The organism is Jeongeupia sp. HS-3 (genome assembly GCF_015140455.1).
Classification (GTDB): Bacteria; Pseudomonadota; Gammaproteobacteria; order Burkholderiales; family Chitinibacteraceae; genus Jeongeupia.
In genome coordinates this window covers 2820180-2842290 of the sequence record NZ_AP024094.1, presented here as the reverse complement: position 1 = coordinate 2842290, position 22111 = coordinate 2820180, and the positions used below count along the sequence as shown (strand labels likewise).

The window sequence follows — 22111 nt, the reverse complement described above, 5'->3', positions numbered from 1 at the left end:
AACCCAGCGTTAGCGGTGCTGACAAGGGGTCCTTTAGGGTCCGAAGCGCAGACAGTACAAGCAAGTACGACAAGCGAGCACAGCCAGCTGGGTTTTGTTCGCTGCTTTAAGCGTCGACCTCGAACGGGTAAACCAGACCCAGACCGGCGCGGGCGGCGTCGACGAGTTCAATCATGGCACGCGAATGCGCGTGCGGCAGGATCGGGCTTTCCAGCAGCCCGTCCCGGATCAACGCGCAGAAATGCGCGGTTTCATAGTTGAGGCCGCTGCCGCTCATGGCCGCTTCGAGCTCGATTTTACGGCCGTCGCGATAGTGGATGGTCGCGCGGACCGGGTTCCACCATTTTTCATGGATGAGCACGTGGCCGTCGGGGCCGGACAGCAGCGCTTCGCCGCTGCCCGAGAGATCGAGCCCGCTATAGAGCTGGGCAATGCCGCCGCGTTCATGCAAGGCGTTGACGCTGGCAAAGCCGTCGACCCCATCGCTGAGCCGGCCCAGTACCTGCACCTCGCGGCTGGCGCCGAGCCAGTCGACCGCGAGAAAGGCGCTGTAGATGCCGATATCGAGCAGGCTGCCACCGGCCATGTCCGGATTCCACAGCATGTGATCCGCCGGCACGCCCGGGTTGGCGAAGCCGGCGCGCACGAAACCGACCGGGCCGACCGGATCGGCGGCGAGGTGATCGCGCAGCTTGCGGTACAGCGGGTAGAACGGCGGCTTCATCGCCTCCATGAACAGCTTGCCGTGTTCGCGCGCGGCGGCGAGCACGGTTTCCAGCTCGGCGGCGTTGATCGCGGCCGGCTTTTCGCACAGCACATGCTTGCCGGCGGCGAGCGCCTTGATCGCCAGCTGTGCGTGGCTGGTGTGCGGCGTGGCGATGTAGACGGCGTCAACATCGCTTTTCAGCAGCCCTTCAAGGCTGGCGTAGGCGTTACCGCCGAATTCGCGCACGAAGGCATCGGCCTTGCCGGTATTGCGGTTCCACACCGCGGCCAGCGTCGCATCGGCGACATGGGCCAGCCCTTGCGCAAAGCGGTGGGCGATGTTGCCGCAACCGAGTATGCCCCAACGGATCATCTGGATCTCCTGAATGGTTCGGGAATGGCCAAGCCGCGCAGTAGCGATTAACGAGGCGTGTAGCGGAAGGCGTTGACGACGATCTCGGGCGGCGTCGAGGTCGGCGCGCGGCCTTCGAACAGCCAGTAGTTGATCATCACCGGCAGCGGCCGTTGCGGGATCATCGCCCTGGGATTGTCCGGCGCGTAGCGCCAGCGTGCCAATACGGTCTGGCCCTGAGTCGCCTCGAAATCGATGTGGTCGGATTGCCAGTCGAAGACGAGGAGCACCGGCCCATCCTGCGCCGGCAGCGCGAATGCATGGTGGCCGCGTTGCTTGCTGAAGGCCGGATCGGCCGGCCAAACGGTAAAGTTACCGCGCGGATGGGCCGGATTGCCCCAGTGGGCGAACTCGATATCGATCTCGTTCGTACCGTCGACGGCGTTGCCGTAACTCGGGTAATTGAAGAAACCCAGCACGAGATTCGGATCCAGATCCGGTAGCCGTTCGATTTCGAACTCGTAGCGCCCGAAGCCGAGCGCCTGACCGAGTACCGCCTCGGCACAGGTCCATTGGCCACCGCGCTTGACGACGGCCAGATGCAAACGCCCCTGCTCGTCGTGCCAGACGTTGCGGGTATCGAAACGATTCGGCCCGGGCCCGCCCTGGCGCTGCTGCGACAACCAGATGAACTTGCCGAGCTGCGGCCCGGCGCAACCGGCCAGCAAGGCCGCACACAGCAGCGCCAGCCAGATGCGCATCGCTCAGTCCTTGAGCGCGTCGCGCTGCTGTTCGAAGCGCACCAAGGCCAGGTTGCCGAACAGATTGGGCATGAACTCCACCCGCTTGCCGTTGGCGAGCACGACCCGGCCGGTGTTCTTCATGCCGATCTTGACCAGGAGCTGATCGAAATCGTTGACGGTGCAGAAATGGATGTTCGGCGTGTTGTACCAGTCGTAGGGAATCGTCTCGGATACCGGCATCCGGCCCTTGAGGATCTGCCAGCGGTTTTCCCAGTAGCCGAAGTTCGGGAAAGTGACGATGCCGGTCCGGCCGACGCGGGCCATTTCGCGCAGGATGCCTTCGATGTTGTGCATCGCCTGGATCGTCAGCGACAGCACCACATAGTCGAAGCTGTCATCCTCGAACTGGGCCAGCCCGACTTCGAGGTTGCTCTGGATCACGTTCACGCCGCGCGAGATGCACGCCACCACGCCGTCGACGTCGATCTCGACCCCGTAGCCGCGCACGTCCTTGTTGTCGGCGAGCCACGACAGCAGCGCGCCGTCGCCGCAGCCGAGGTCGAGCACGCGCGAACCACGGGCAATCCAGTGGCTGATCTGGTTGAGGTCGGGGCGCAGCTCGAAGTTGTTCGCGACCGGATTAGCCTTAGCCGGTTTGATGGCCTTGCTCATGCTCGGGCCTCCAGCGGCAACGGGTTTACTTCGTCAGCAATGCGCAGCAGGTAACCGCGCATCAAGGCCTGATACGGTGCGTCCTCCATCAGGAAGGCATCGTGGCCGTGCGCCGATTCGATTTCGGCGTAGCTGACGTCCTTTTTGGCGTCGAGCAGCGCCTTGACGATCTCGCGCGAACGATCGGGTGCAAAGCGCCAGTCGGTGGTGAACGACACCACCAGAAACTTCGCCTGCGCCTGGCGCATCGCCTCGGCCAGATCGCCGCCGTAATGGCGGGCCGGGTCGAAGTAATCGAGCGCCTTGGTCATCAACAGATAGGTATTGGCGTCGAACGCATCGGAGAACTTGTCGCCCTGATAGCGCAGATAGGATTCGATCTCGAACTCGACGTCGTAGCCGAATTTGTACTCGCCGCTGCGCAGCATCCGGCCGAATTTCTCGCCCATGCCGTCGTCACTCAGATAGGTGATGTGGCCGAGCATCCGCGCCAGCCGCAAACCGCGCCGTGGCACGGTGTTGTAGCGGTAGAAATCGCCACCATGGAAATCGGGGTCGGTGATGATGGCCTGGCGGGCGACGTCGTTGAAGGCGATGTTCTGCGCGGTCAGCTTCGGCGCCGAGGCGATCACCAGGGCGTGGCGAATGCGTTCCGGATAGGTAATCGTCCAGCGCAGCGCCTGCATGCCGCCGAGGCTGCCGCCGATGATGGCGGCGAACTGGCGAATGCCGAGCCGGTCGGCCAGCATCGCCTGCGTTTTCACCCAGTCGGCGACCAGCAGCACCGGAAAGCGCGAACCATACGGTTCGCCCGTTTCAGGATCTATGCTCGACGGCCCGGTCGAGCCATGACAGCCACCGAGGTTGTTGACGCCGATGACGAAGAAACGATCGGTATCGATCGGCTTGCCCGGCCCGATCATCGTGTCCCACCAGCCCGGGGCCTTGTCGTCGGGGTGATGACGCCCGGCGACGTGATGATGGCCCGACAGCGCATGACAAATCAGGATGGCATTGGACGCATCGGCATTGAGCGTGCCGTAGGTCTCGTAAACAAGCTCGAAGCGCGGCAGGGTGGCGCCGCTCGCGAGCTGGATCGGCGCGTCGAACACCGCTGTTTGCGGGGTGACGATGCCGACGGAATGGCGATCACTCATGGGGCGAGTTCAGTATTCGGCAAAGATTCGAGTCTAACCAGAGCGACACCGCGCGGCTAGTGCAGTTAGTGCGACAGGCTCGCCAGCGCCGCGAGAGCTTCGTCGACCGGAACATCGGCAACATCACAGCTCGGCGCCTGCAGCACGCAGTGGGCAACACCCCACGGATGCCAGACACGCGGGTCGCTCTGGCCAAAGAAACAAACGATCGGTTTTCCGAGTGCTGCAGCAACATGCATCGCGCCGCCGTCACTACACACCACGCGCCGCGCCAGCGACAGCCCAGCGATCAGCTCATCAAGCTGCCGGGTCGGGCAGGCGAACAACGGCACATCAGCAGGCAACGCCGCGATGATCTCGGCGGCCTTGGCATCGTCACCAGGATGATGCGCATCATCGGCGACTCCGGGTGACCAAAACAGCAATAAGCCCTCACCTTGCGCCGCCAATACGTTGATTAGCGCAACCCAGCTCTCAACCGGCCAGCGTTGCGACGGTTTACGTGCACTGATGTGGATCGCCGTTAGCCCTCGAACCCGTGAGAACCCGTCAGATGTTTCAAGTTTTTGCCGGATACCAGCGCAAAGCGCCGGATCAAGCGCAATCGTTGCCTGTGGCGGCGAACCGGTGATACCAAGCGGCGCGAGCAACCGGAAATTACTGAGCACTTCATGTTCCGTGGCTTCAGGACGGGCGATGAAAGTTTCACTCGGCCGTGCTGACATCGCGTATGGGCCAGTAAAACCGATAATGCGCCCAGCGCCCAGTCGGCGCGCTGTAGCCAGCATCCGGATTACCCCAGCTTGGCCAGCGAGAATCACGAGATCGTAGCGTTGGCAGCGCATCCGCCAGAGCACTTTGAAGCGACTCATCAGCGCGGCGAAGGCGGATGTATCCAAATCTCGGTGCTTGAGCTTGGTATAAACATAAACGGTATTAACCAAGTAGTGACCTTTGATCACCGGCGCGTTGTAGCTGTTGACGTATAAATCGAGCTGCGCATCCGGATAGCGTTCGCGCAAAGCGATCAACAACGGCGTAGTACAGATCAAATCACCGATATTGTCACGACGGATCAATAAAACTTTCATACCGGACGCATTTTCTTATTCATCAGCAAACAAATAGAGAATCCGAACATGGCCATAAAAAGCAGCAGCATGTGATCGCGTGATATATTCTCGACCACCGTTCTAGCCATATAGCCACTGGGCAATAACACGCAGAAAAGACCAACCGAATCAAAATGTCGGCGCAAACTACGCCATGCCATCACAACGGCAAGTAACATCGCACCATACCAGATAAGCACGCCAGGGACGCCTGTCCCAGTGAGATACTCGGCAAATCCACTATGTGCATGGCGTGGACGCCCGCCGTAATGCTTGTCAACTTGCCACATAAATGCTTCGCGCGAATAACCAACGCCTAGCGGTGTTTCTTTGGAAAATTGTACACCTGCACTAAAAAACGCCATACGTTCAAATGCTGAAATCTCGATTGGTTCGCCGCTTGCCAGCACTGGATACGGTGTTTTTCCCAGATCTGTCCAGGCCAGATATTTATCCGGATGCATACCCATTTCTACAGACCCTGCAACGCGCTGCCATCTAGGGTCACTCTTGTAAAGGAGAAAGACCGCGCCCACCAAAACAAGCAGCATCACACCAGCGGTCAACAAGCGTTTTTTCTTGGAAAGAGAATGATTAAAAAATAGCACAATCGCCATACACGATAGCAATGATCCAGCGATACCTAACATACCATTACGCGCACCAGCAAAAACATTGGCTAAAATGGCAAGTACTAAAAGTACAGTCACCCCCAAAGTACCTGTAGATTTCCAAGAACTACGATTGTTCAGGCCAGATAACAACACTGACAGTGCAAAGATAGCCCCCATCGAAGAAAACAACGAGATCTGTACCTTGCTGCTCATTAACCGGCTCAATAATATTTGGCCATTATCAAACAAAGGATAACTTGATCCAAATAAATCAATCTTTCCAGGGTTCATGAAAATTTGCAAAAAATAATCGCCATTGATCACCAATAGTCCAATCAGCAACAGCCAGAATAACCACCGCAGCGCTTTGCGCTCATCGCCCGCGGAAGTCGCGGCCATGCCACCAAAATAAAAAGCCGCGAGCGCGGGCAGCCACTGCCCCGTGATTTCGCTGAGAACATCTCGACTTCGTTCAACAAACATCATCTGCACGATGATCCATGCGGTAAACAATAGCAGGCCACGAGCCGGCCATGAGGAAGAAAGCATGAAAGTACTTTCCCGCAAATTGCGATTGCTTAAGCCCCACAACAGCATCAATCCCGCTAACAAATAGCGCAGTGCTACCGTATGCGGAACAGATAATATCAAAAAATACACAGAAAACAACGCCATAAAGGCGCCATTATGAATCTTCCGTTTGTCCCACATGTCGATGCACACCATCAATGAAGTAGCAATTTCTTGAGATTGTCTACCATTTCTTCGGCAGAAACATCGGTAATACATTCACGTGTTCCGGTCCAACATTCTGCGCGGGTCCGGAACACCCGGCTGCACGGATAGCACGAAGGTGTGCGGATGATGAAACGTGAATCAGGATGCAAAGGACGTTGCTCCGCGGGATCGGTCGGCCCGGCAACCAACACCACGGGAATGCCACAGGCATCAGCCAAATAAGCGATTCCGGAGTCAACCGTCAGGTAGGCCGACAAACGCGTCAGCAGCCATGGCAGTTCGGCCAGCGTGGTTTTTCCCGTGGCATCGATCAATTTTTGTGGCGCGTCGACATCCATCAAGCGCTGCGCCAGCGGTGAATCATCAGCGCCACCGATTAGAACGATAGAGGCATTAGTTTGTGCGATTAAAAGTACAATGACTTCACGCAATTTATCTTCACCTAATTCTTTCAGCTTGTTGGCTGCACTAATGCCGATACCAATCAGGGGGGCATCAGGCAAACGTGTCACAATGGCCGGGGGCTGACTGGATGGTTGAACGATTTTATCCAGCGTCATCGTCACGCCAAGCCGTGCCAATAATGTTTGCCACTCGGAGAGAAGCAATTTTTCTCGTTGGTGCCGAAGATAATCCGTGTGTAAGCTTTCAGCTCGCAGCATGGATCGCCCACAATCAGGCGTTACACCAATGCGGCGTGTAATCCCAGCCCAAATGGGCATCCACATCCAAGATAAGTTGGGACTCATCACCACAATCCAGTCGAGCTGCCTGCGGCGCAGCTCTTGAATCATTTTTATTTTCGCGATGAGCTTATGCCAAGCTCGGGAATCAACGGGCCAGCAAACATCGATTCGGCTGTCGCACTCAAGAAGTGACGTAGTCGAAGGATGATGCATCATGGTAATTTCTGCGCTAGGAAAGCGTGAGCGCAATGCTTGCAGAACAGGCAAGGTGCAGATCATGTCGCCAATTTTTGCCGTCTGCACGATGAGTATACGTTGCGGCTCCAATGATGGCGGGCGTTGCATCATTCGCAATAAAGGCAGGCAAAGCCGAGTCAATAGCCAGTAAATCATCGTTAACGCGCCTTTGCAAAAATTTGCATACGTGTTGATGGCATCAAAATGGAAGGCATAAAATAAACCGAAGCAGGTATTTAAATTGACCGCTCATCACGATCACGCCTGTGATTGATGTTCAAATGTTGTAAGCATGCAGCATAGACTTCATCAACAGTTATATTATCCATACATATGGAATTGGCGTATTTACAGCGCCGTTCAAAACAAGGATTACAGGTTCGCCATTTTTGAATCACGATATGCTTTTCTGGCGAAACAGTTGGACCGGAGCGCGTCGCATCTGCTGACGCAAACAGGCTGACGGTTGGTGTTCCTACCGCGATTGCCATATGCATGATTCCGGTATCAGGGGTGACCAATATTTGGCAGCGGCGCAACAGTGCCGGTAGACTTGACAAAGGAAATTGGCCTGCCGAGACAAGTACTCGGTCAGGCTCCCCTAGCATTTTTGCCACGCTATTTAGCAGCGCGTATTCGGCGGGCGATCCGGTAAGGATGATTTTCAATGCGGAATCTTGCTTGAGTAGGCGATGCCCTAACTCGGCAAAACGTTCAGGCCGCCAGCAACGCTCGCGTGTTGATGCGCCAATTTGAAATGCTACAAGTGGTGCGAATGGATCGATATCAAACTCTTCAACAAGGTGTTGATCCAGTGCTGCTTGTGTTTCTGGTGAAATGTGCAGTGTCATTTCATGGTTTCTTGGCAGCCCGCCTGCTAATCTTGCCACGGCCAGACGTTGATCAATTCCGTGGGAAAAATCATGCCATTGATAGACCACTTCGGAATTGCTCAGCAAGTAGCGATGAGGAAAGTCATTTGGAAGTTTAAAACGCCAGCGCGCTTCGATAAATACGGTCAGCGGTGTAATTTGAGGCTCGTTGCCGTGCAAAACCACGACCATGTCGTAATGTTTTTTTCTGAGCGTCCATACGGTACGACAAAACGTTTTCCAGCGGTTGTCGTAGCCGATAATATCGTCAATATCGGGGTTGTTGGCGAGCAATGCGGTGTAAAGCGGCGGAACTAGCGCATCAATGTGCGCATTGGGATAACCCAAACGCAAGCTGCTCATACCTGCGGTACTCATCAACAGATCGCCAATTGCAGTTGATGAAATCGCAAGAATCCGGTGGATTTTATCTGTCCCAAGCTCGGCAGGATCAGGCTGTGGTAGTCGCCGCTTCAACCTCTTTGCCAAGGCAATGGCTAGCCTTTGCCTCAATTTCAGACGCATTAGATGGATCTCCTCAAGTGCCTGCCAGCAAGCGCGCATACAGCGCCTCAAGCTCGCCGGCCATCGCGCTCAGCGTGTACGGCTCGGCGGTGGCGCGGGCCGCGGCGCGCAGGGTCGGCCAGTCGTCTCGACGACCCAGCCAGGCGCCGATGGCGCTGCGGTAACCCTCGACGTCGAGCGCGTCGTTGATCCAGCCGTTGCGGCCGTCGACGATCCAGTCGGCGGCGCCGCACATCGGGCTGGTGAATACCGGCAGTCCGCACGCCAGTGCCTCGACGCAAACATTGGGAAACGGGTCGTACAGCGTCGGCAGAATCAGCGCATCGGCGGCACCGTAAACCGGTTTGACGTCATCGACCGCGTCGAGGAAATGCACCCGTGCAGCGATGCCGAGCGCGTCGGCACGGCGGCGATAACGCGGCGCATTCTTGTCCCGCCCCGCGACCAGCAAATGCAGTTGCGGGTAGGGCACGATCGCGTCGAGCGCCGTCGCCACGCCCTTGCGGGCATAGCCGGAGCCGACATAGGCCAACAGCGGCGCATCGTCCGGGATTCCCCATTCGCGCCGTTTGCTGGCGCGATGGCTGACCAGATCGGGATGGAAAACCGCGGTATCGACGCCGTTGTAGATCAGCACCAGCTTGTCGTCGGGAACGCCGAAGCGGTCGGCGATCTCGTCGCGGACAATCTTGGAGTTGCAGATCACCGTGCGCAGCGCCGGGTGGCGGAACATCTCGTTTTCGGCCGCCAGCAGGTAGTTGTGATACGGGCTGAGAAAGCGCGACAACTGCCCGGTCAGCCCCTGCACCCGCGCCTGTTGCTCCAGCCAGCTGGCATGGACGCCATCACCGGCGCGGAAAATGGCCGCACCGGGAATACGCTCGTGACTCTGCACCAGATCGAAATCGCCGAAGCGACGCTGCGCCGCACGGGCAAAGCCGCGATCACGACCGAGGCGACCGGTATAGCGCGGATCGATTTTTTCGTGGTGCCAAGCGTTGCCATTCTGTCCTTGTTCCCATTGCCGCGCCAGCAGCGTCACATCGAGCGCACCGCGTGCCGACAGCGCATCGAGCGCACGCGCAACGAAGCGTTCGGCACCGCCGTGCGGATTGTATTTCTGGCGCACGATGGCCAGGCGGGTAGGCTGGCTCATCGCTTCACCTCGTCGAGCAGGGCATCGAACGCGGCCAGCACCTGCGAGACCGGAATCGTCGTCAGGCAGTCGCTGATGCGGCTATCGCCACAGCCGGCGCGGCCACAGGGCCGGCACGAGAACTGCGCGGTCACGATACGGTGCGGCACCTGCCACGGCGCCCATTCAATGTCGCCGGACGGGCCAAACAGCGCCACCACCGGCGTCTGCACCGCGCCGGCCAGGTGCATCGGCACCGAATCGACGCCGATCAGGACCTTGGCGCCGGCGATCAGCGCGCCCAGCTCCTTCAGCGTCAGCTGGCCGGTCAAGTCGGCATAGGCACCGCGCAGCAGCGGCGTCAGGCTGGCGATCCACGCACGTTCCTCGGTCGACGGCGCCGCCGACAGCACGATGTGCTCGCCACGGGCAATCAGCGTATTGATCAGCTCGGCCATTTTCTCGACCGGCCAGGCCTTGAACATCCAGCGCGAGGTCGGATGCACCAGCACGTAACCCTTCGCAGCTTGCCCATGCGCGGCGAGTTTGGCGGCGACCGACGCTTCGGCCTCGGCACCGGCGACGAAGCGCAGCGTTTTGTCGGTCGGCTGGATGCCGATGCGCCGCAACGCGTCGAGATGCATTTCGATGGTGTGACGACGATTGCCCGGCAAGATCGGGAACAGGGCGCTAAACGAGCGGTTCCATACCCGGTTGGCACGGACGCTGTTCTTGGTGCCGACCGGTGCGACCGAAACGCGCGGCTTCAGCAGTTTGGCCAGGCGGGCGCCGTGCCAGTGGTCGGTCAGGTGGACGATCAGATCGTAGTGACGCGATTTCAGCGTCCGGTACAGCCGCCAGTAGTGCTTCAACTGCGCCAGCGGCCCGAGCTTGCGCCAGTCGCGGCCGATGGTGTGGATCTGGCTGACATGCGGATGCAGGCTGAGCATTTCGCGGGTGTCGTGGTAAACCAGTGCATCAACCTCGACCCCCGGTTGCGACGCCGCCAGCGCGCTGAACACCGGCGCGCTCAGGAGCACATCGCCGTGGTGGCGCAGCTTGATCACCAGCACCCGCTTGAACACCGGTTCAGACACCGTAGTAACCCTTGAACCAGCCGACAAAATTCCCCAGCCCCTGATCCAGCGAGATCCGCGCAATCGGCCCGACCGCGGCTTCAAGTGCGGTGGTGTCGGCGTAAGTCTCCTGCACATCGCCATCCTGCATCGGCAGGAAGTTCTTGGCTGCGGTGACGCCGAGATGCTTTTCCAGCGTGGAAATGAAATCCATCAACGGCACCGGGTTGTTGCCGCCGATATTGAGGATGCGGTACGGCGCCCAGCTCGTGCCGCTGCGCGGATGCAGCGGATCAAACGCCGGGTTCGGCTGCGGTGGCTTGGGCAGCAGGCGGACGATGCCCTCGACGATTTCATCGATATAGGTGAAATCGCGGCGCATCTGGCCGTGGTTGTAGACGTCGATGGCGTCGCCGCGCACGATTTTCTGCGCGAACTTGTAATACGCCATGTCCGGACGGCCCCAGGGGCCGTAAACGGTAAAAAAGCGCAGTCCGGTGACCGGCAAGCCGAACAGATGGGCATAGCTGTGCGCCATGCCTTCGTTGGCCTTCTTGGTCGCCGCGTAAAAGCTGACCGGATGATCGGTCGGATCGGTTTCGCAAAACGGCAGTTTGCGGTTGCCGCCGTACACGCTGGAGCTGCTGGCAAAAATCAGGTGTTTGACCCGACCGTGCCGGCAGCCTTCGAGCACATGCGTGAACGCGGCCAGATTGGCGGCGGCATACGCCAGCGGCGCTTCGATCGAATAACGCACCCCGGCCTGCGCGGCAAGGTGAACGACCGCATCAAAACCACCGTCCGTGATCAACGCCACCGCGGCCGGATCGGCCGGATCGGCCAGATCGCGCTCGTCGAAGCTGAAGCCGGGCTGGCCGAGCAATCGGGCCAGCCTCGCGCGCTTGAGTGCCGGATCGTAGTAATCGTTGACGCTGTCGACACCATAAACGGTGTGTCCCTCGGCCAGCAGCCGCTCGCACAGATGCATGCCGATAAAGCCTGCCGCGCCGGTAACCAGAATATTGCTCATGCCCACACCTCGGTGGAATCAGGACGCGCGCGGTCGGGCATGACGCAGGAACAGACTTTCCATGCGGTCGAGCATGACCTCGCGACTGAAATTGGTTTCGATATGGATACGGCCCGCTTCGCCGATCCGCGCCGCCAGCTTTGGGTCCTGCTGCAGCCGGGTAATCGCGGCAACAATCGCCGCCGGATCATGCTTGGGCACGACCAGACCGGTCTCGTCGTTACGCACCGCATCGGGCAAGCCGCCAACACCGGTGGTAATGACCGGCAAGCCGCAGGCCATCGCCTGCAGTACCGACTGCGGCACGCCTTCGTCGCCGCTCGACGGGTGCACGAAGATGTCCAGCGCCGGCAGCCACGTTTCTGCATCGGTCACATAGCCGATAAAGCGCACCGCATCGGCCAGACCCAGCGCCTGCACTTCGGTCTCGAATGCCTGCCGATTGGGGCCATCGCCGATCACCAGCAAACGCAAATCGGGCTGGCTCTGGCGCAAGGTTTTGAACGCGGCGAACAGATCGCGGTGGCCCTTGAAATGGCTCAACATCGCCAGAATGCCGATCCACGGCCCATCGGCCAGACCATGCAGGCGACGCGCCTCGGCGCGGTCACGCGGGGTAAAGCGGCGCAAATCGGTGCCGGTCGGCACCGACGTCATATACGCCAGCCGAATGCCGTTGTCGCGATGCAAGGATAGCCGCAGTGCTTCGCCGGTGGTCACCAGATGGCAGATCGCGCGCTGGTAAAGCCAGCGGGTACTGGCACGCAGGGAGATCGGCGTCGACACATGCCGGGTACGAAGCACCGGCGGCATCGTACCCAAGGTGAGCCCGACGACAGCGGTCAGCCAGGCGTCGGTCGATGAATGCGTATTGATGATGTCGATATCGCCGGCATTGGCCACCAGCCACCGACGCAGTGCCCAGAAATCCTTGAGCCGCTTTTTGTGCAGCGGCAGATCGACCGTCGGCACACCGAGCTTGAGCGCCTCCTGATGCAGGCGGTGCCGGCCAGCAGTGACGATGGTCACCCGGTGGCCGCGTTCGATCAGGCCTACGCTTTCGGCCAGCACACGCATATCCTGCCCGCCCCAGCCGCCGGAACTTTCGGTATGAACAATGTGAAGTTTTCTGTCGAGGCTCATGGTTTCAGGGGTATCGAGGGTTGCAAAGCATGTTTTGGCCGCATGGGCCAAGCGTCACGACCGTGGACGGCCACGCGCTTCGGCGCCAGAATTGCGGCTGGGCATGCCGATCCCGACGTACTACGCGTCGATATGATCAGCCTGCCGAACGTGCAACTATAACATTCAAGCCGGGCGCTCGTTGAGCGGCCGGCTTCCGACTCATTCACGCGCCCGGATAGCCATGCAACCGTACAGCGGCCTCATCATCACCTACAACGAAGCCCACAATATCGCCGCCTGCATCGCGTCGCTGGCACAGGTTTGCGACGATATCGTCGTGGTCGATTCGGGCAGCAGCGACGATACCGTCGCCATCGCGCGCGCCGCCGGCGCAACGGTGCTGGTACAACTACCGTTTCTCGGTGACGGCCCGCAGCGCAGCCTGGGGCTGCCGCTGTGCCGTCACGACTGGGTGATCAACCTCGACGCCGACGAGCGCCTCGAAGCCGATCTGATCGCCACGCTGCAGGCCCAGCCGGAATGGCCGGTCGACGCACTCGAATGCCGGCGCCGCAATTACATCGGCGATCGCTTCACACCCTACGCCGGCCAGTATCCCGACTATATCTGCCGGATTTTCGACCGCCGCCGCGCCGATTTTTCGCCACTCAAGGCACACAGCCGGGTGCAGACGAAATCCACGCGCAAGATCGAAGGCCACGTCACCCACTATTCGTATCGCGATTACGACGACATGTTTGCCCGCATCAACAAGTATTCGACGTGGCAGGCGCAGGAGATGTTCGCACAGGGCAAGCGCGCCTCGCTGGGCAAGGCGATCGCCCACGGCAGCATCGCCTTTCTCAAGCACTACATCGCCAAGCGCGGCTTCCTGGCCGGCTGCGACGGCTTGTCGATCTCGCTGTCGAAAGGCCTGGGCTCCTACCTCAAGTACGCCAAGCTGATCGAGCTGCAAAACCGGCGCTAAGCCGCCGCCCGCATGCGGTTTAACCTTCGTTGAACTGCACCGCGTGCATCTGCGCGTAAGCGCCGTGCTGCGCCATCAGCGCGTCGTGGCTGCCGATCTCGACGATCTGCCCGCCGCGCATCACCACGATACGGTTCGCGTTTTCAATGGTGCTCAGGCGGTGCGCGATCACCAGCGTGGTACGGTTCTTCATCAGGTTTTCCAGCGCCGCCTGCACCTTGCGCTCGGATTCGGTATCCAGCGCGCTGGTCGCCTCATCCAGAATCAGGATAGGCGCGTCCTTGTAGATCGCCCGCGCGATCGCCAGACGTTGGCGCTGTCCGCCCGAAAGACGCACGCCGTTTTCACCCAGCAGCGTGTCAAAGCCTTCCGACATTCCTTCGATGAATTCGGTCGCGAATGCCGCATCGGCCGCCGCACGCACCCGCGCCAGCTCCGGCGCCGGGTCACCATAAGCGATATTGGCCGCAACGCTATCGTTGAACAGCACCACGTCCTGACTGACCATGGCGAACTGGCGGCGCAGGTCGGCCAGTTTGTAGTCGGTCAGCAGTTCGCCATCGAGGCGGATATCGCCGCCAGTCGGCTCGTAAAAACGTGGCAGCAAATTGGCCAGCGTGGTCTTGCCCGAGCCAGAACTACCCACCAGCGCAATCGTTTCACCCGGGCGGATATCCAGCGAAACCCCAGCCAGGGCCATCTGCTCGGCATCGCCATAATGAAAGCGTACATCGTTGAGCTTCAGCGCCCCGGCCGCGCGCGCCAGCGCGCGCGTGCCGGTGTCACGCTCGGTCACCTGATCGAGCACCGCAAACACCGATTCTGCCGCAGCCAGCCCCTTGTGCAGCTGCTCGTTGATCTTGGTGATGTTTTTCACCGGCTGCTGCACCGCCATCATCGCCACCATGAACGAGACAAAGGCACCGGCGGTCAGGGCGCCGCTTTGCGCACGCAGGCTGGCGTAGTAAATAATCAGCGCCAGCGTGATGCCGATCAGCAACATGATCAGCCCGGAGTTGAGGCTGGACGTGGCGTTCTGCTTGACCGCGATGCTGCGAACCCGGTTGTTGATGTCGAAAAAGCGCATGCGCTCAAAATTGAAGCCGCCAAAAATCTTCACCATCCGGTGACCGGACAGGCTCTCGTCGAGCACGCGGGTCATTTCACCGATGGTGGCCTGATTTTCACGCGACAGCCGACGCTGGCGCTTGCCAACGATGCGGATGCTGGCGGCCACGCCGGGAATCAGAATCAGGCAGATCAGCGTCAGCTGCCAATCGTGGTAAAGCATGACGCCCAAGAAGGCGACGATCGAGAAACTGTCGCGCACCACCACCGTCAGCACCTGCACGCCGGCGTTCATGATCTGGCTCACGTCAAAAGTAATCCGCGACAGCAACACACCCACCGAGCTTTGATCGTAGTAACTCGTCGGCAGGCGCAAATACTGATCGCACATTTTCTGGCGCAGATTATTGACGACCCGCGCCGATAGCCAGCCGCTGCCATAGTCATAACCGAAGTTGGTGAGCAGCCGCAGCACCGCCAGCGCCAGAATTTGCGCCGGCAACAACCACGCATCGCGATGCGTGAGCGCGTTGGCATTGAGGTTCTGGTCAACCATGGGCTTGAGCAGCAGCGTCAGGCCCGCGTCGACGCTGGCGGCAAGCACCATGCAGACGACCGAGCCAAGCACGATGGGCCAATAAGGTTTGATTTCGCCCAAAAGGCGAAAGTACAGCGCTCGACTATTCATGAGGGACGGCAAGGCATGAAACAAACCGCAATTATAGCCGCCCAGCCCGCAAGACCCGATGGCTCATTACCGCGCTGATTGGTCAGCATTGCGTTCAGCCGTCGCCCCAACGTGCCTGTGCCAGCGCCAATAACGCCGGACCGGCGGTTTCGGTGCGCAGGATGCGCGGGCCGAGCACCAGCGGCGTGAACCCGGCGGCCAGCGCCAGTGCTTCTTCGGCAGCCGACAATCCACCTTCGGGGCCGACCAGCATCGCCACGCTGGTGATCGCGTCGGGCAAGCTGCGGAATGCAACCGCACCGACCGGCGACATCAACAAGCGCACACCCACCGGTGACAGCGCGACCAGCGCATCGGCCAAGGCCGTGACCGCGGCAATCTGCGGCACGCGGGTGCGGCCGCTTTGCTCGCACGCGGCCGCGGCAACGGCACGCCAGTGCGCCAGGCGCTTCTCGGCGCGCTCGCCACTCAAACGCTGCTGGCAATACTGGCTGTAGACCGGGACGATGTGGCTCACGCCCAGTTCGGTGGCTTTCTGGATGGTGTAATCCATCCGCTCGGCGCTGGAGACCGCCTGCAGCAGCACCGTATGCAACGGCGATTCGCGCTCGACCGGATCATGCGTACCGATCTCGATGTCGACATTACGCTTGCCCATCGCAGTCACCGTCGCGGCAAACTCGCCGCCGTGGCCGTTGAACAAGGTGATGGTTTCACCGGGCTGCATCCGCAGCACCTGCACATGGCGTGCCAGCGATTCGGGCAAGGAAAGCAGCTGGCCAGCGGCCAGTGGCGCATCAAGATAAAAACGGGGCATGAATCAAAGCCAGAAAAAGCGTTCGGCGACGAGGCCGACGAAGAACATCAGCAGCAAGGCCAGCGTCGCGACTATCACCCGCCGCAGCAAGCGCAACCAGTAGCGATCGCGCGTCCTGAGATAGCGAAAAATAGCCCAGCCGGCGAGCACGACAGCCAAAACGAAGAGGATGCGCAGCACGGCAAACATGATGGCGTGCTCCGCTTGGAATACTTAAATGCCGACCGGCGGCAAGGCGTGAAACGAACTCGGTACTTCCTCATCGCTGCCGAAGCTGACGAACTCGTAACTGTCCGGATCATCGAGCAAGGCGCGCAGCAACTTGTTGTTCATCGCATGGCCGGATTTATAGCCGGAGAATGCCGCGATCAGCGGATGACCAAGGATGTACAGATCGCCAATCGCGTCGAGCACCTTGTGGCGAACGAACTCATCCTCAAAGCGCAGACCGCCCTGATTAAGCACGCGATATTCATCGATCACCACCACCGAATCCATGCTGCCGCCGCGCGCCAAACCGTTGGTACGCAGCATTTCGACTTCGTGGATAAAGCCGAAGGTGCGCGCCCGGGCGATCTCGGACACATAGTTGGTGTCGGCAAAATCGAGCGTGATCGTCTGTGCCGATTTCTTGAAGGCCGGGTGCTGGAAGTCGATCTTCAGCGAGACCTTGTAGCCGTCGTGCGGCTCCAGCTTCACCCATTTGTCGCCTTCAACGACTTCGACGGTTTTTTTCACCCGCACGAAACGCTTGGGTGCGAGCTGATCGACGACATCGGCGCTCTGCAGCAGGTAAATGAACGGCGCAGCCGAGCCATCCATGATCGGCATTTCGGGCGCATCGACCTCGACAACGACGTTGTCGATGCCAAAGCCCGCGAAAGCCGACATCAGATGCTCGATCGTGCCGACACGCACGCCGTCTTTGACGAGCGTGGAGGAGAGTCGCGTGTCGTTCACGAGCGAGGGCTCAACCCTGAATGGCGCCGAATCGGGTAAATCGACGCGGTGAAACACGATGCCGGAATCAACCGGTGCGGGCTTCAGCACGAGCGTGACACGCTCGCCCGAATGCAGGCCGACACCGACCGCCCGGATCGTGGTTTTCAGGGTTCGTTGCTGAAACATGGATCGCCTTGGCCTAATGAATGCATGACTTCGATTCTAGCAGCCCCGGGTCTTGGGCTGGATTGATCGTCGCAATGCATCCGATTGCCGTTTTATATCTACCTGTGCAGTGCGCAAGCATCCCTCGCCCCGCGATTCATCGCAGGGCGTTCGGCTTGCACGCAAGCGGCCATATCAATCGGCTTGGCGGCGCAGGAACGCGGGAATATCCATATCGACATTGCCCACGGTCGAACGCGATTCCGTACCGGCCGAGCTGCGGCGGTTCGGGCGCATGCCCGGCGGCAGATCGAATTCGCTCCAGTCGTCGACCGGACGGTTGTCGGTACCGGTCTTTTGCGGCGCGGCCGAAATCACCTGCAGGTTATGCGTTTGCTTGCCGGTTTCACGACCACCCAGACCGGTTGCGATCAAGGTCACGCGCAGCTGGTCACCCAGGGTGTCGTCGTAGACCACGCCGTGTTTGACCACGGCATCTTCGGCCGCACCGGCTTCGACGATCTCGCGCACCTGGCGGATTTCGCTCTTCTTCAACGTCGACTTGCTGGCGCTGATGTTGACCAGCACGCCACGAGCGCCCTTGAAGTTGATATTGTCGAGCAGCGGACTGCGGATCGCTTCTTCGGCCGCTTCGACCGCACGGTTCGGACCGGCTGCGTGGGCGGTACCCATCAGCGCCATGCCCATTTCCTGCATCACCGTTTTCACGTCGGCGAAGTCGACGTTGATCAGGCCCGGGTAGTTGATGATTTCGACGATCGAACCGACGGCATTGCGCAGCACGTCATCGGCGGCGCGGAAGGCTTCGTCGATGGTGATGTCGTCGCCGAGCACTTCCTCGAGCTTCTGGTTCGATACCACGATCAGCGAGTCGACATAGCGACCCAGCTCGTCGATACCGGCTTGTGCCACTTTCTGGCGGTTGCCTTCGTCCAGACCCGGCTTGGTGACGACGCCGACGGTGAGGATGCCCTTCTCGCGCGCCACTTGCGCAATCACCGGCGCTGCGCCGGTACCGGTGCCGCCGCCCATGCCGGCGGTGATGAACAGCAGGTCGGCACCTTCGATCAGCTCGGCGAGGTGCTCACGGTCTTCCTCGGCGGCCTGACGGCCGATGTCCGGATTGCAACCGGCGCCGAAACCGCGCGTCAGCTCCTGGCCGAGCGCGACGATATGCTCTGCCTTCGACAGCTTCAAAACCTGTGCGTCGGTATTGGCCGAAATGAACTGCACGCCAGCCAGCGCATGCTCGATCATATTGTTGATGGCGTTGCAACCGGCGCCACCGACGCCGATTACCTTGATATTGACGGCGTGTGCAACGTCGTGGACTTCGATACTTAGTGCCATGATGACTCTCCTTCAACCCGATTCTAACTTACTGACCCGAAACTGACTAAAAATTATTCTGGAACCACGATTTCATGCGTCCCAGAACGCTCCCGAATGACCCGTCCTTGGTCTTTCCGGCCGGATTCTTGTGGTACTGCTCCCTGGCCAACAACAGCAAACCGACTGCGGTTGAATAACGCGGATTCTTGACGACCTCCGCCAGCCCGCCGACGTACTTCGGCAGCCCGAGGCGCACCGGCATGTGAAAAATCTCTTCGGCAAGCTCGACCATGCCCGGCATCAGCGCAGCGCCGCCGGTGATGACGATGCCACTCGACAGCCGATCCTCGAAGCCATTGCGGCGCAACTCCGCCTGCACCAGCGCGTAGAGTTCCTCGATCCGCGGCTCGACCACTTCGGCCAGCGTGTGGCGGCTCATCTGGCGCGAACCACGCTCGCCAACGCCGGGCACTTCGATCATTTGCTGCGGATCGGTCATGTGCCGCAGCGCGACGCCATGCTGGATCTTGATGTTCTCGGCTTCGGCGGTCGGCGTACGCAGCGCCATGGCGATGTCGTTGGTGATCTGGTCGCCGGCGATCGGGATCACCGCGGTGTGGCGAATCGCGCCACCGACAAAAACGGCAAGATCGGTGGTACCGCCGCCGATGTCGACGAGGCAGACGCCAAGTTCCTTCTCATCGTCGGTCAGCACCGACGTCGCCGACGCCAGTGGTTGCAGCACCACTTCGGCGATCTCAAGGCCGCAACGGCGCACGCACTTGGTGATGTTCTGTACCGACGACACCGCGCCGGAAACGATGTGCACGTTCACATGCAGGCGCACGCCGGACATGCCCAGCGGCTCTTTCACGCCCTCCTGGCCGTCGATCATGTATTCCTGCGCCAGGATGTGCAGCACCTGGTGATCGGTCGGGATGTTGACCGCGCTGGCGGTCTCGATCACACGCTGGACATCGGCCTCGGTGACTTCCTTGTCCTTGATCGCGACCATGCCGTCGGAATTGATGCCCTTGATGTGGCTGCCGGCAATACCGGTGAACACTTCGCGGATCTTGCAGTCGGCCATCAGCTCGGCTTCGCCGAGGGCGCTCTGGATCGCGCCGACGGTTTTCTCGATGTCGACGACGACGCCGCGCTTCAAGCCACGGCTGGTTGCCGACCCCAGCCCGACCACGTTCAGCATCCCGTCGTCCTGGATCTCAGCCGCAACGGCAACGATTTTGGAGGTTCCAATATCGAGCCCGACAATGAGGTTGTTCGCGTCTCTACTCACAGAAGCCTCTACTCAACTCAACTCAATTCAAAACAGGCCGGCGCCACCGGCGCCTGCCACGGATTCATGCCCGCCTACGCCGAGGCGTTGCGGGGCTTGGGTTTTGCTACCGCCGGCTTGCTCGCCGCCTGGGCTGCGGGTTTGGCGCCGGCAGACCTGGCGCCCGGTTTGCCCGCCTCTTCGGGCTTGTACGCCGGCAGCCGCACGGCAAAGCCGTTCGGGTAACGCAGGTCGACGTACTCGAACGGGTGCTTCTCGGCGATCAGCGCCAGCGAGTTCGGGTAGGCCACCGCAAAGCGACGAACACGTTCGATTGCATCATCACGGCCGACTTCGACGATCACACCGTTATCAAGCTGGAAGCGCCATGCCCGCCGTGGCGACAGCCACAGGTGCGTCGGTGCCTTTTGCAGCGGCGCCATGGCGTCCTTGAGCATCCGGTAACCTTCGACCATCAGCTTCTCGGTGCCTTCCGGGCCTTCAAGTACCGGCAGCGCTTCGTTGCTGGCGGCGTCGAAACGCTCGCCATGGGTATTGAGCAAGCCGATTGAGCCCCAGCGTGCATAAGCGCGCTGCTCTTCGATATTCACTTCCAGCCGGTCGGGCCAGCGCCGGCGCACGTTCACTTCGCGCACCCACGGCAGCTTCTCGAACGCCTGACGGGTTTTATCCAGATTGAGCGTGAAGAAGGTGCCCTTCAGCTCGTTCTTGATCACGTATTGCAACTGCTCTTTCGTCACGTGCGACAGCTCGCCGTCGATCTTGACCTGACGCACCGGAAACAGCGGTGAGTGGATGACCAGAAATACCAGCGAATAGAACAGCAGCAGCACCGCCAGCGCGGTGAGCAGGTTCGCAAACCACAGCAACAGTTGCGGCCTATCCCACATTCGAACCTCGGCATGGCTGCTGCGCGAACGCCATACGGCGTCGGGCGCTGCTCGTCATCCTCACGTACTCATGTACGTTGCGGTGACTGCGCTGCTGGCTCCTTGTCTGGCGCTCGCTCGCGACGCCCTGACGAGGCTCTCTTGGTGCTGGAATCACGTTTCCTCTCGCTCGTTGTTCACAGTTGGCAGACGGTTTGGGCCGGCATGTTCATTCAGCCTCCAGCGTCGTATCAAGGATCTGCAGCACCAGCTGCTCGTAGCTGATGCCGGCTTCGCGCGCGCACACCGGGAACAGGCTGTGGCTGGTCATGCCCGGCGCGGTATTGGGTTCGAGCAGGTAAATGCCGCCGGCTTCATCGGTCAGGAAGTCGATGCGCGCCCAGCCGGTCGCGCCGAGCACGCGATAGGCGACTTCGGCCAGCGCGCGCGCGCGCTGCTCGGCTTCGCCTTGCAGGCCCGGGCAGGTGTAGACGGTATCGTCGCGGATGTACTTGGCTTCGTAGTCGTAGAACTCGGTCGCCGGTTCGATCTTCACGCTGGCCAGCGCCTTGCCGTTGAGCACCGCGCAGCTGAACTCGCCGCCGCTGACCGCCTGCTCGACCATCACCAGCGGGTCGTACTTCGCGGCCTCAAGGTAGGCGGCGCGGATCTCGTCTGCACTGCGGCACTTGGCGACACCGACGCTGGAACCGCCGTTCGACGGCTTGACGAACACCGGCGAGCCTAGCTTGGGAATCACCGCGTCGAAATCGCTCTGCGCATCGAGCAGCAAATAGGCCGGCACCGGCAGGCCGACGGCCTGCCACATCAGCTTGGTGCGCCACTTGTCCATGCCGATTGCCGACGCCATGACGCCGCAACCGGTATACGGCACGCCAAGGTATTCGAGCGCCCCCTGGATCGTGCCGTCCTCGCCGTCACCACCGTGCAGGATCAGGAAAGCGCGATCGAAGCCTTCATCAATCAGCGCCTCGAGCGGCTTCTCGGCCGGATCGAACGCATGCGCGTCGACGCCCTGGCTGCGCAGCGCTTCAAGTACGCCGGCACCGCTCATCAGCGAGACGTCGCGCTCGCTCGATTCACCGCCCATCACCACGGCGACCTTGCCGTATTGCTTCATCTCA

The 22111-nt window shown here is 60.4% G+C and carries 21 protein-coding genes; 1 reads left to right on the top strand and 20 read right to left on the bottom strand.

Going from position 1 to position 22111, the window contains the following annotated elements:
* Window positions 1–106: 106 nt before the first annotated feature.
* From JLC71_RS13620 to JLC71_RS13565, 12 genes are all read right to left on the bottom strand, one after another.
* Complete coding sequence (locus JLC71_RS13620; protein WP_236250900.1) at window positions 107–1078, bottom strand: Gfo/Idh/MocA family protein; 972 nt, start codon at window positions 1076–1078, stop codon at window positions 107–109.
* A 47-nt stretch (window positions 1079–1125) separates the two neighbouring features.
* Entirely contained in the window at window positions 1126–1818 is a 693-nt protein-coding gene (locus JLC71_RS13615) for a glycoside hydrolase family 16 protein (protein WP_200915989.1), read from the bottom strand.
* Between the two features lie 3 nt (window positions 1819–1821).
* Entirely contained in the window at window positions 1822–2472 is a 651-nt protein-coding gene (gene metW / locus JLC71_RS13610) for a methionine biosynthesis protein MetW (protein ID WP_200915988.1), read from the bottom strand.
* A complete protein-coding gene (metX, locus tag JLC71_RS13605) occupies window positions 2469–3629 on the bottom strand; it encodes a homoserine O-succinyltransferase MetX (RefSeq protein ID WP_200915987.1) in 1161 nt (386 codons plus the stop codon). Before metX ends, metW begins: the two co-directional genes overlap by 4 nt.
* A gap of 65 nt (window positions 3630–3694) precedes the next feature.
* Window positions 3695–4720: a glycosyltransferase family 9 protein gene (locus JLC71_RS13600; protein ID WP_200915986.1), complete on the bottom strand. Its 1026-nt coding sequence runs from the start codon at window positions 4718–4720 to the stop codon at window positions 3695–3697.
* Window positions 4717–6066, bottom strand: coding sequence for an O-antigen ligase family protein (locus tag JLC71_RS13595; protein WP_200915985.1), 1350 nt, complete (start codon window positions 6064–6066; stop codon window positions 4717–4719). The genes JLC71_RS13600 and JLC71_RS13595 overlap by 4 nt, the downstream gene beginning before the upstream one ends.
* A 14-nt stretch (window positions 6067–6080) precedes the next feature.
* Window positions 6081–7172: a glycosyltransferase family 9 protein gene (locus JLC71_RS13590; RefSeq protein WP_200915984.1), complete on the bottom strand. Its 1092-nt coding sequence runs from the start codon at window positions 7170–7172 to the stop codon at window positions 6081–6083.
* 80 nt (window positions 7173–7252) lie between these two features.
* The gene (locus tag JLC71_RS13585) at window positions 7253–8413 is read right to left on the bottom strand and encodes a glycosyltransferase family 9 protein (protein WP_200915983.1); all 1161 of its coding nucleotides are present in this window, start codon (window positions 8411–8413) and stop codon (window positions 7253–7255) included.
* A 13-nt stretch (window positions 8414–8426) separates the two neighbouring features.
* Window positions 8427–9569, bottom strand: a complete 1143-nt coding sequence (locus JLC71_RS13580) for a glycosyltransferase family 4 protein (protein ID WP_200915982.1) — start codon at window positions 9567–9569, stop codon at window positions 8427–8429.
* Complete coding sequence (rfaQ, locus tag JLC71_RS13575; protein WP_200915981.1) at window positions 9566–10645, bottom strand: putative lipopolysaccharide heptosyltransferase III; 1080 nt, start codon at window positions 10643–10645, stop codon at window positions 9566–9568. Before rfaQ ends, JLC71_RS13580 begins: the two co-directional genes overlap by 4 nt.
* Complete coding sequence (locus tag JLC71_RS13570) at window positions 10638–11654, bottom strand: NAD-dependent epimerase/dehydratase family protein (RefSeq protein WP_200915980.1); 1017 nt, start codon at window positions 11652–11654, stop codon at window positions 10638–10640. The genes rfaQ and JLC71_RS13570 overlap by 8 nt, the downstream gene beginning before the upstream one ends.
* An 18-nt stretch (window positions 11655–11672) precedes the next feature.
* Window positions 11673–12797, bottom strand: a complete 1125-nt coding sequence (locus JLC71_RS13565) for a glycosyltransferase family 4 protein (protein WP_374757605.1) — start codon at window positions 12795–12797, stop codon at window positions 11673–11675.
* Between the two features lie 223 nt (window positions 12798–13020).
* On the opposite strand from JLC71_RS13565, the gene JLC71_RS13560 reads away from it, so the two are divergent.
* Window positions 13021–13767: a glycosyltransferase family 2 protein gene (locus tag JLC71_RS13560; protein WP_200915978.1), complete on the top strand. Its 747-nt coding sequence runs from the start codon at window positions 13021–13023 to the stop codon at window positions 13765–13767.
* 19 nt (window positions 13768–13786) lie between these two features.
* On the opposite strand, the gene msbA is transcribed toward JLC71_RS13560, so the two are convergent.
* The 8 genes from msbA to JLC71_RS13520 all read right to left on the bottom strand — a co-directional run bounded on the left by msbA (window position 13787) and on the right by JLC71_RS13520 (window position 22107).
* Window positions 13787–15523 carry a lipid A export permease/ATP-binding protein MsbA gene (msbA, locus tag JLC71_RS13555; RefSeq protein WP_200915977.1) on the bottom strand — a complete coding sequence of 579 codons (1737 nt, stop codon included), beginning with the start codon at window positions 15521–15523 and terminating at the stop codon, window positions 13787–13789.
* Window positions 15524–15617: 94 nt separating this feature from the next.
* A complete protein-coding gene (locus JLC71_RS13550) occupies window positions 15618–16340 on the bottom strand; it encodes a 16S rRNA (uracil(1498)-N(3))-methyltransferase (protein WP_200915976.1) in 723 nt (240 codons plus the stop codon).
* A 3-nt stretch (window positions 16341–16343) separates the two neighbouring features.
* Entirely contained in the window at window positions 16344–16529 is a 186-nt protein-coding gene (locus tag JLC71_RS13545; RefSeq protein ID WP_200915975.1) for a hypothetical protein, read from the bottom strand.
* A 24-nt stretch (window positions 16530–16553) separates the two neighbouring features.
* Entirely contained in the window at window positions 16554–17468 is a 915-nt protein-coding gene (gene lpxC, locus JLC71_RS13540; protein ID WP_200915974.1) for a UDP-3-O-acyl-N-acetylglucosamine deacetylase, read from the bottom strand.
* 174 nt (window positions 17469–17642) lie between these two features.
* A complete protein-coding gene (gene ftsZ, locus JLC71_RS13535) occupies window positions 17643–18818 on the bottom strand; it encodes a cell division protein FtsZ (protein WP_200915973.1) in 1176 nt (391 codons plus the stop codon).
* Between the two features lie 46 nt (window positions 18819–18864).
* A complete protein-coding gene (gene ftsA, locus JLC71_RS13530; protein WP_200915972.1) occupies window positions 18865–20097 on the bottom strand; it encodes a cell division protein FtsA in 1233 nt (410 codons plus the stop codon).
* A gap of 74 nt (window positions 20098–20171) precedes the next feature.
* Window positions 20172–20987: a cell division protein FtsQ/DivIB gene (locus tag JLC71_RS13525; protein WP_200915971.1), complete on the bottom strand. Its 816-nt coding sequence runs from the start codon at window positions 20985–20987 to the stop codon at window positions 20172–20174.
* A gap of 208 nt (window positions 20988–21195) precedes the next feature.
* On the bottom strand, window positions 21196–22107 hold the full coding sequence (locus JLC71_RS13520) for a D-alanine--D-alanine ligase (protein WP_200918372.1): 912 nt from the start codon (window positions 22105–22107) through the stop codon (window positions 21196–21198).
* Between the last annotated feature and the right edge of the window lie 4 nt (window positions 22108–22111).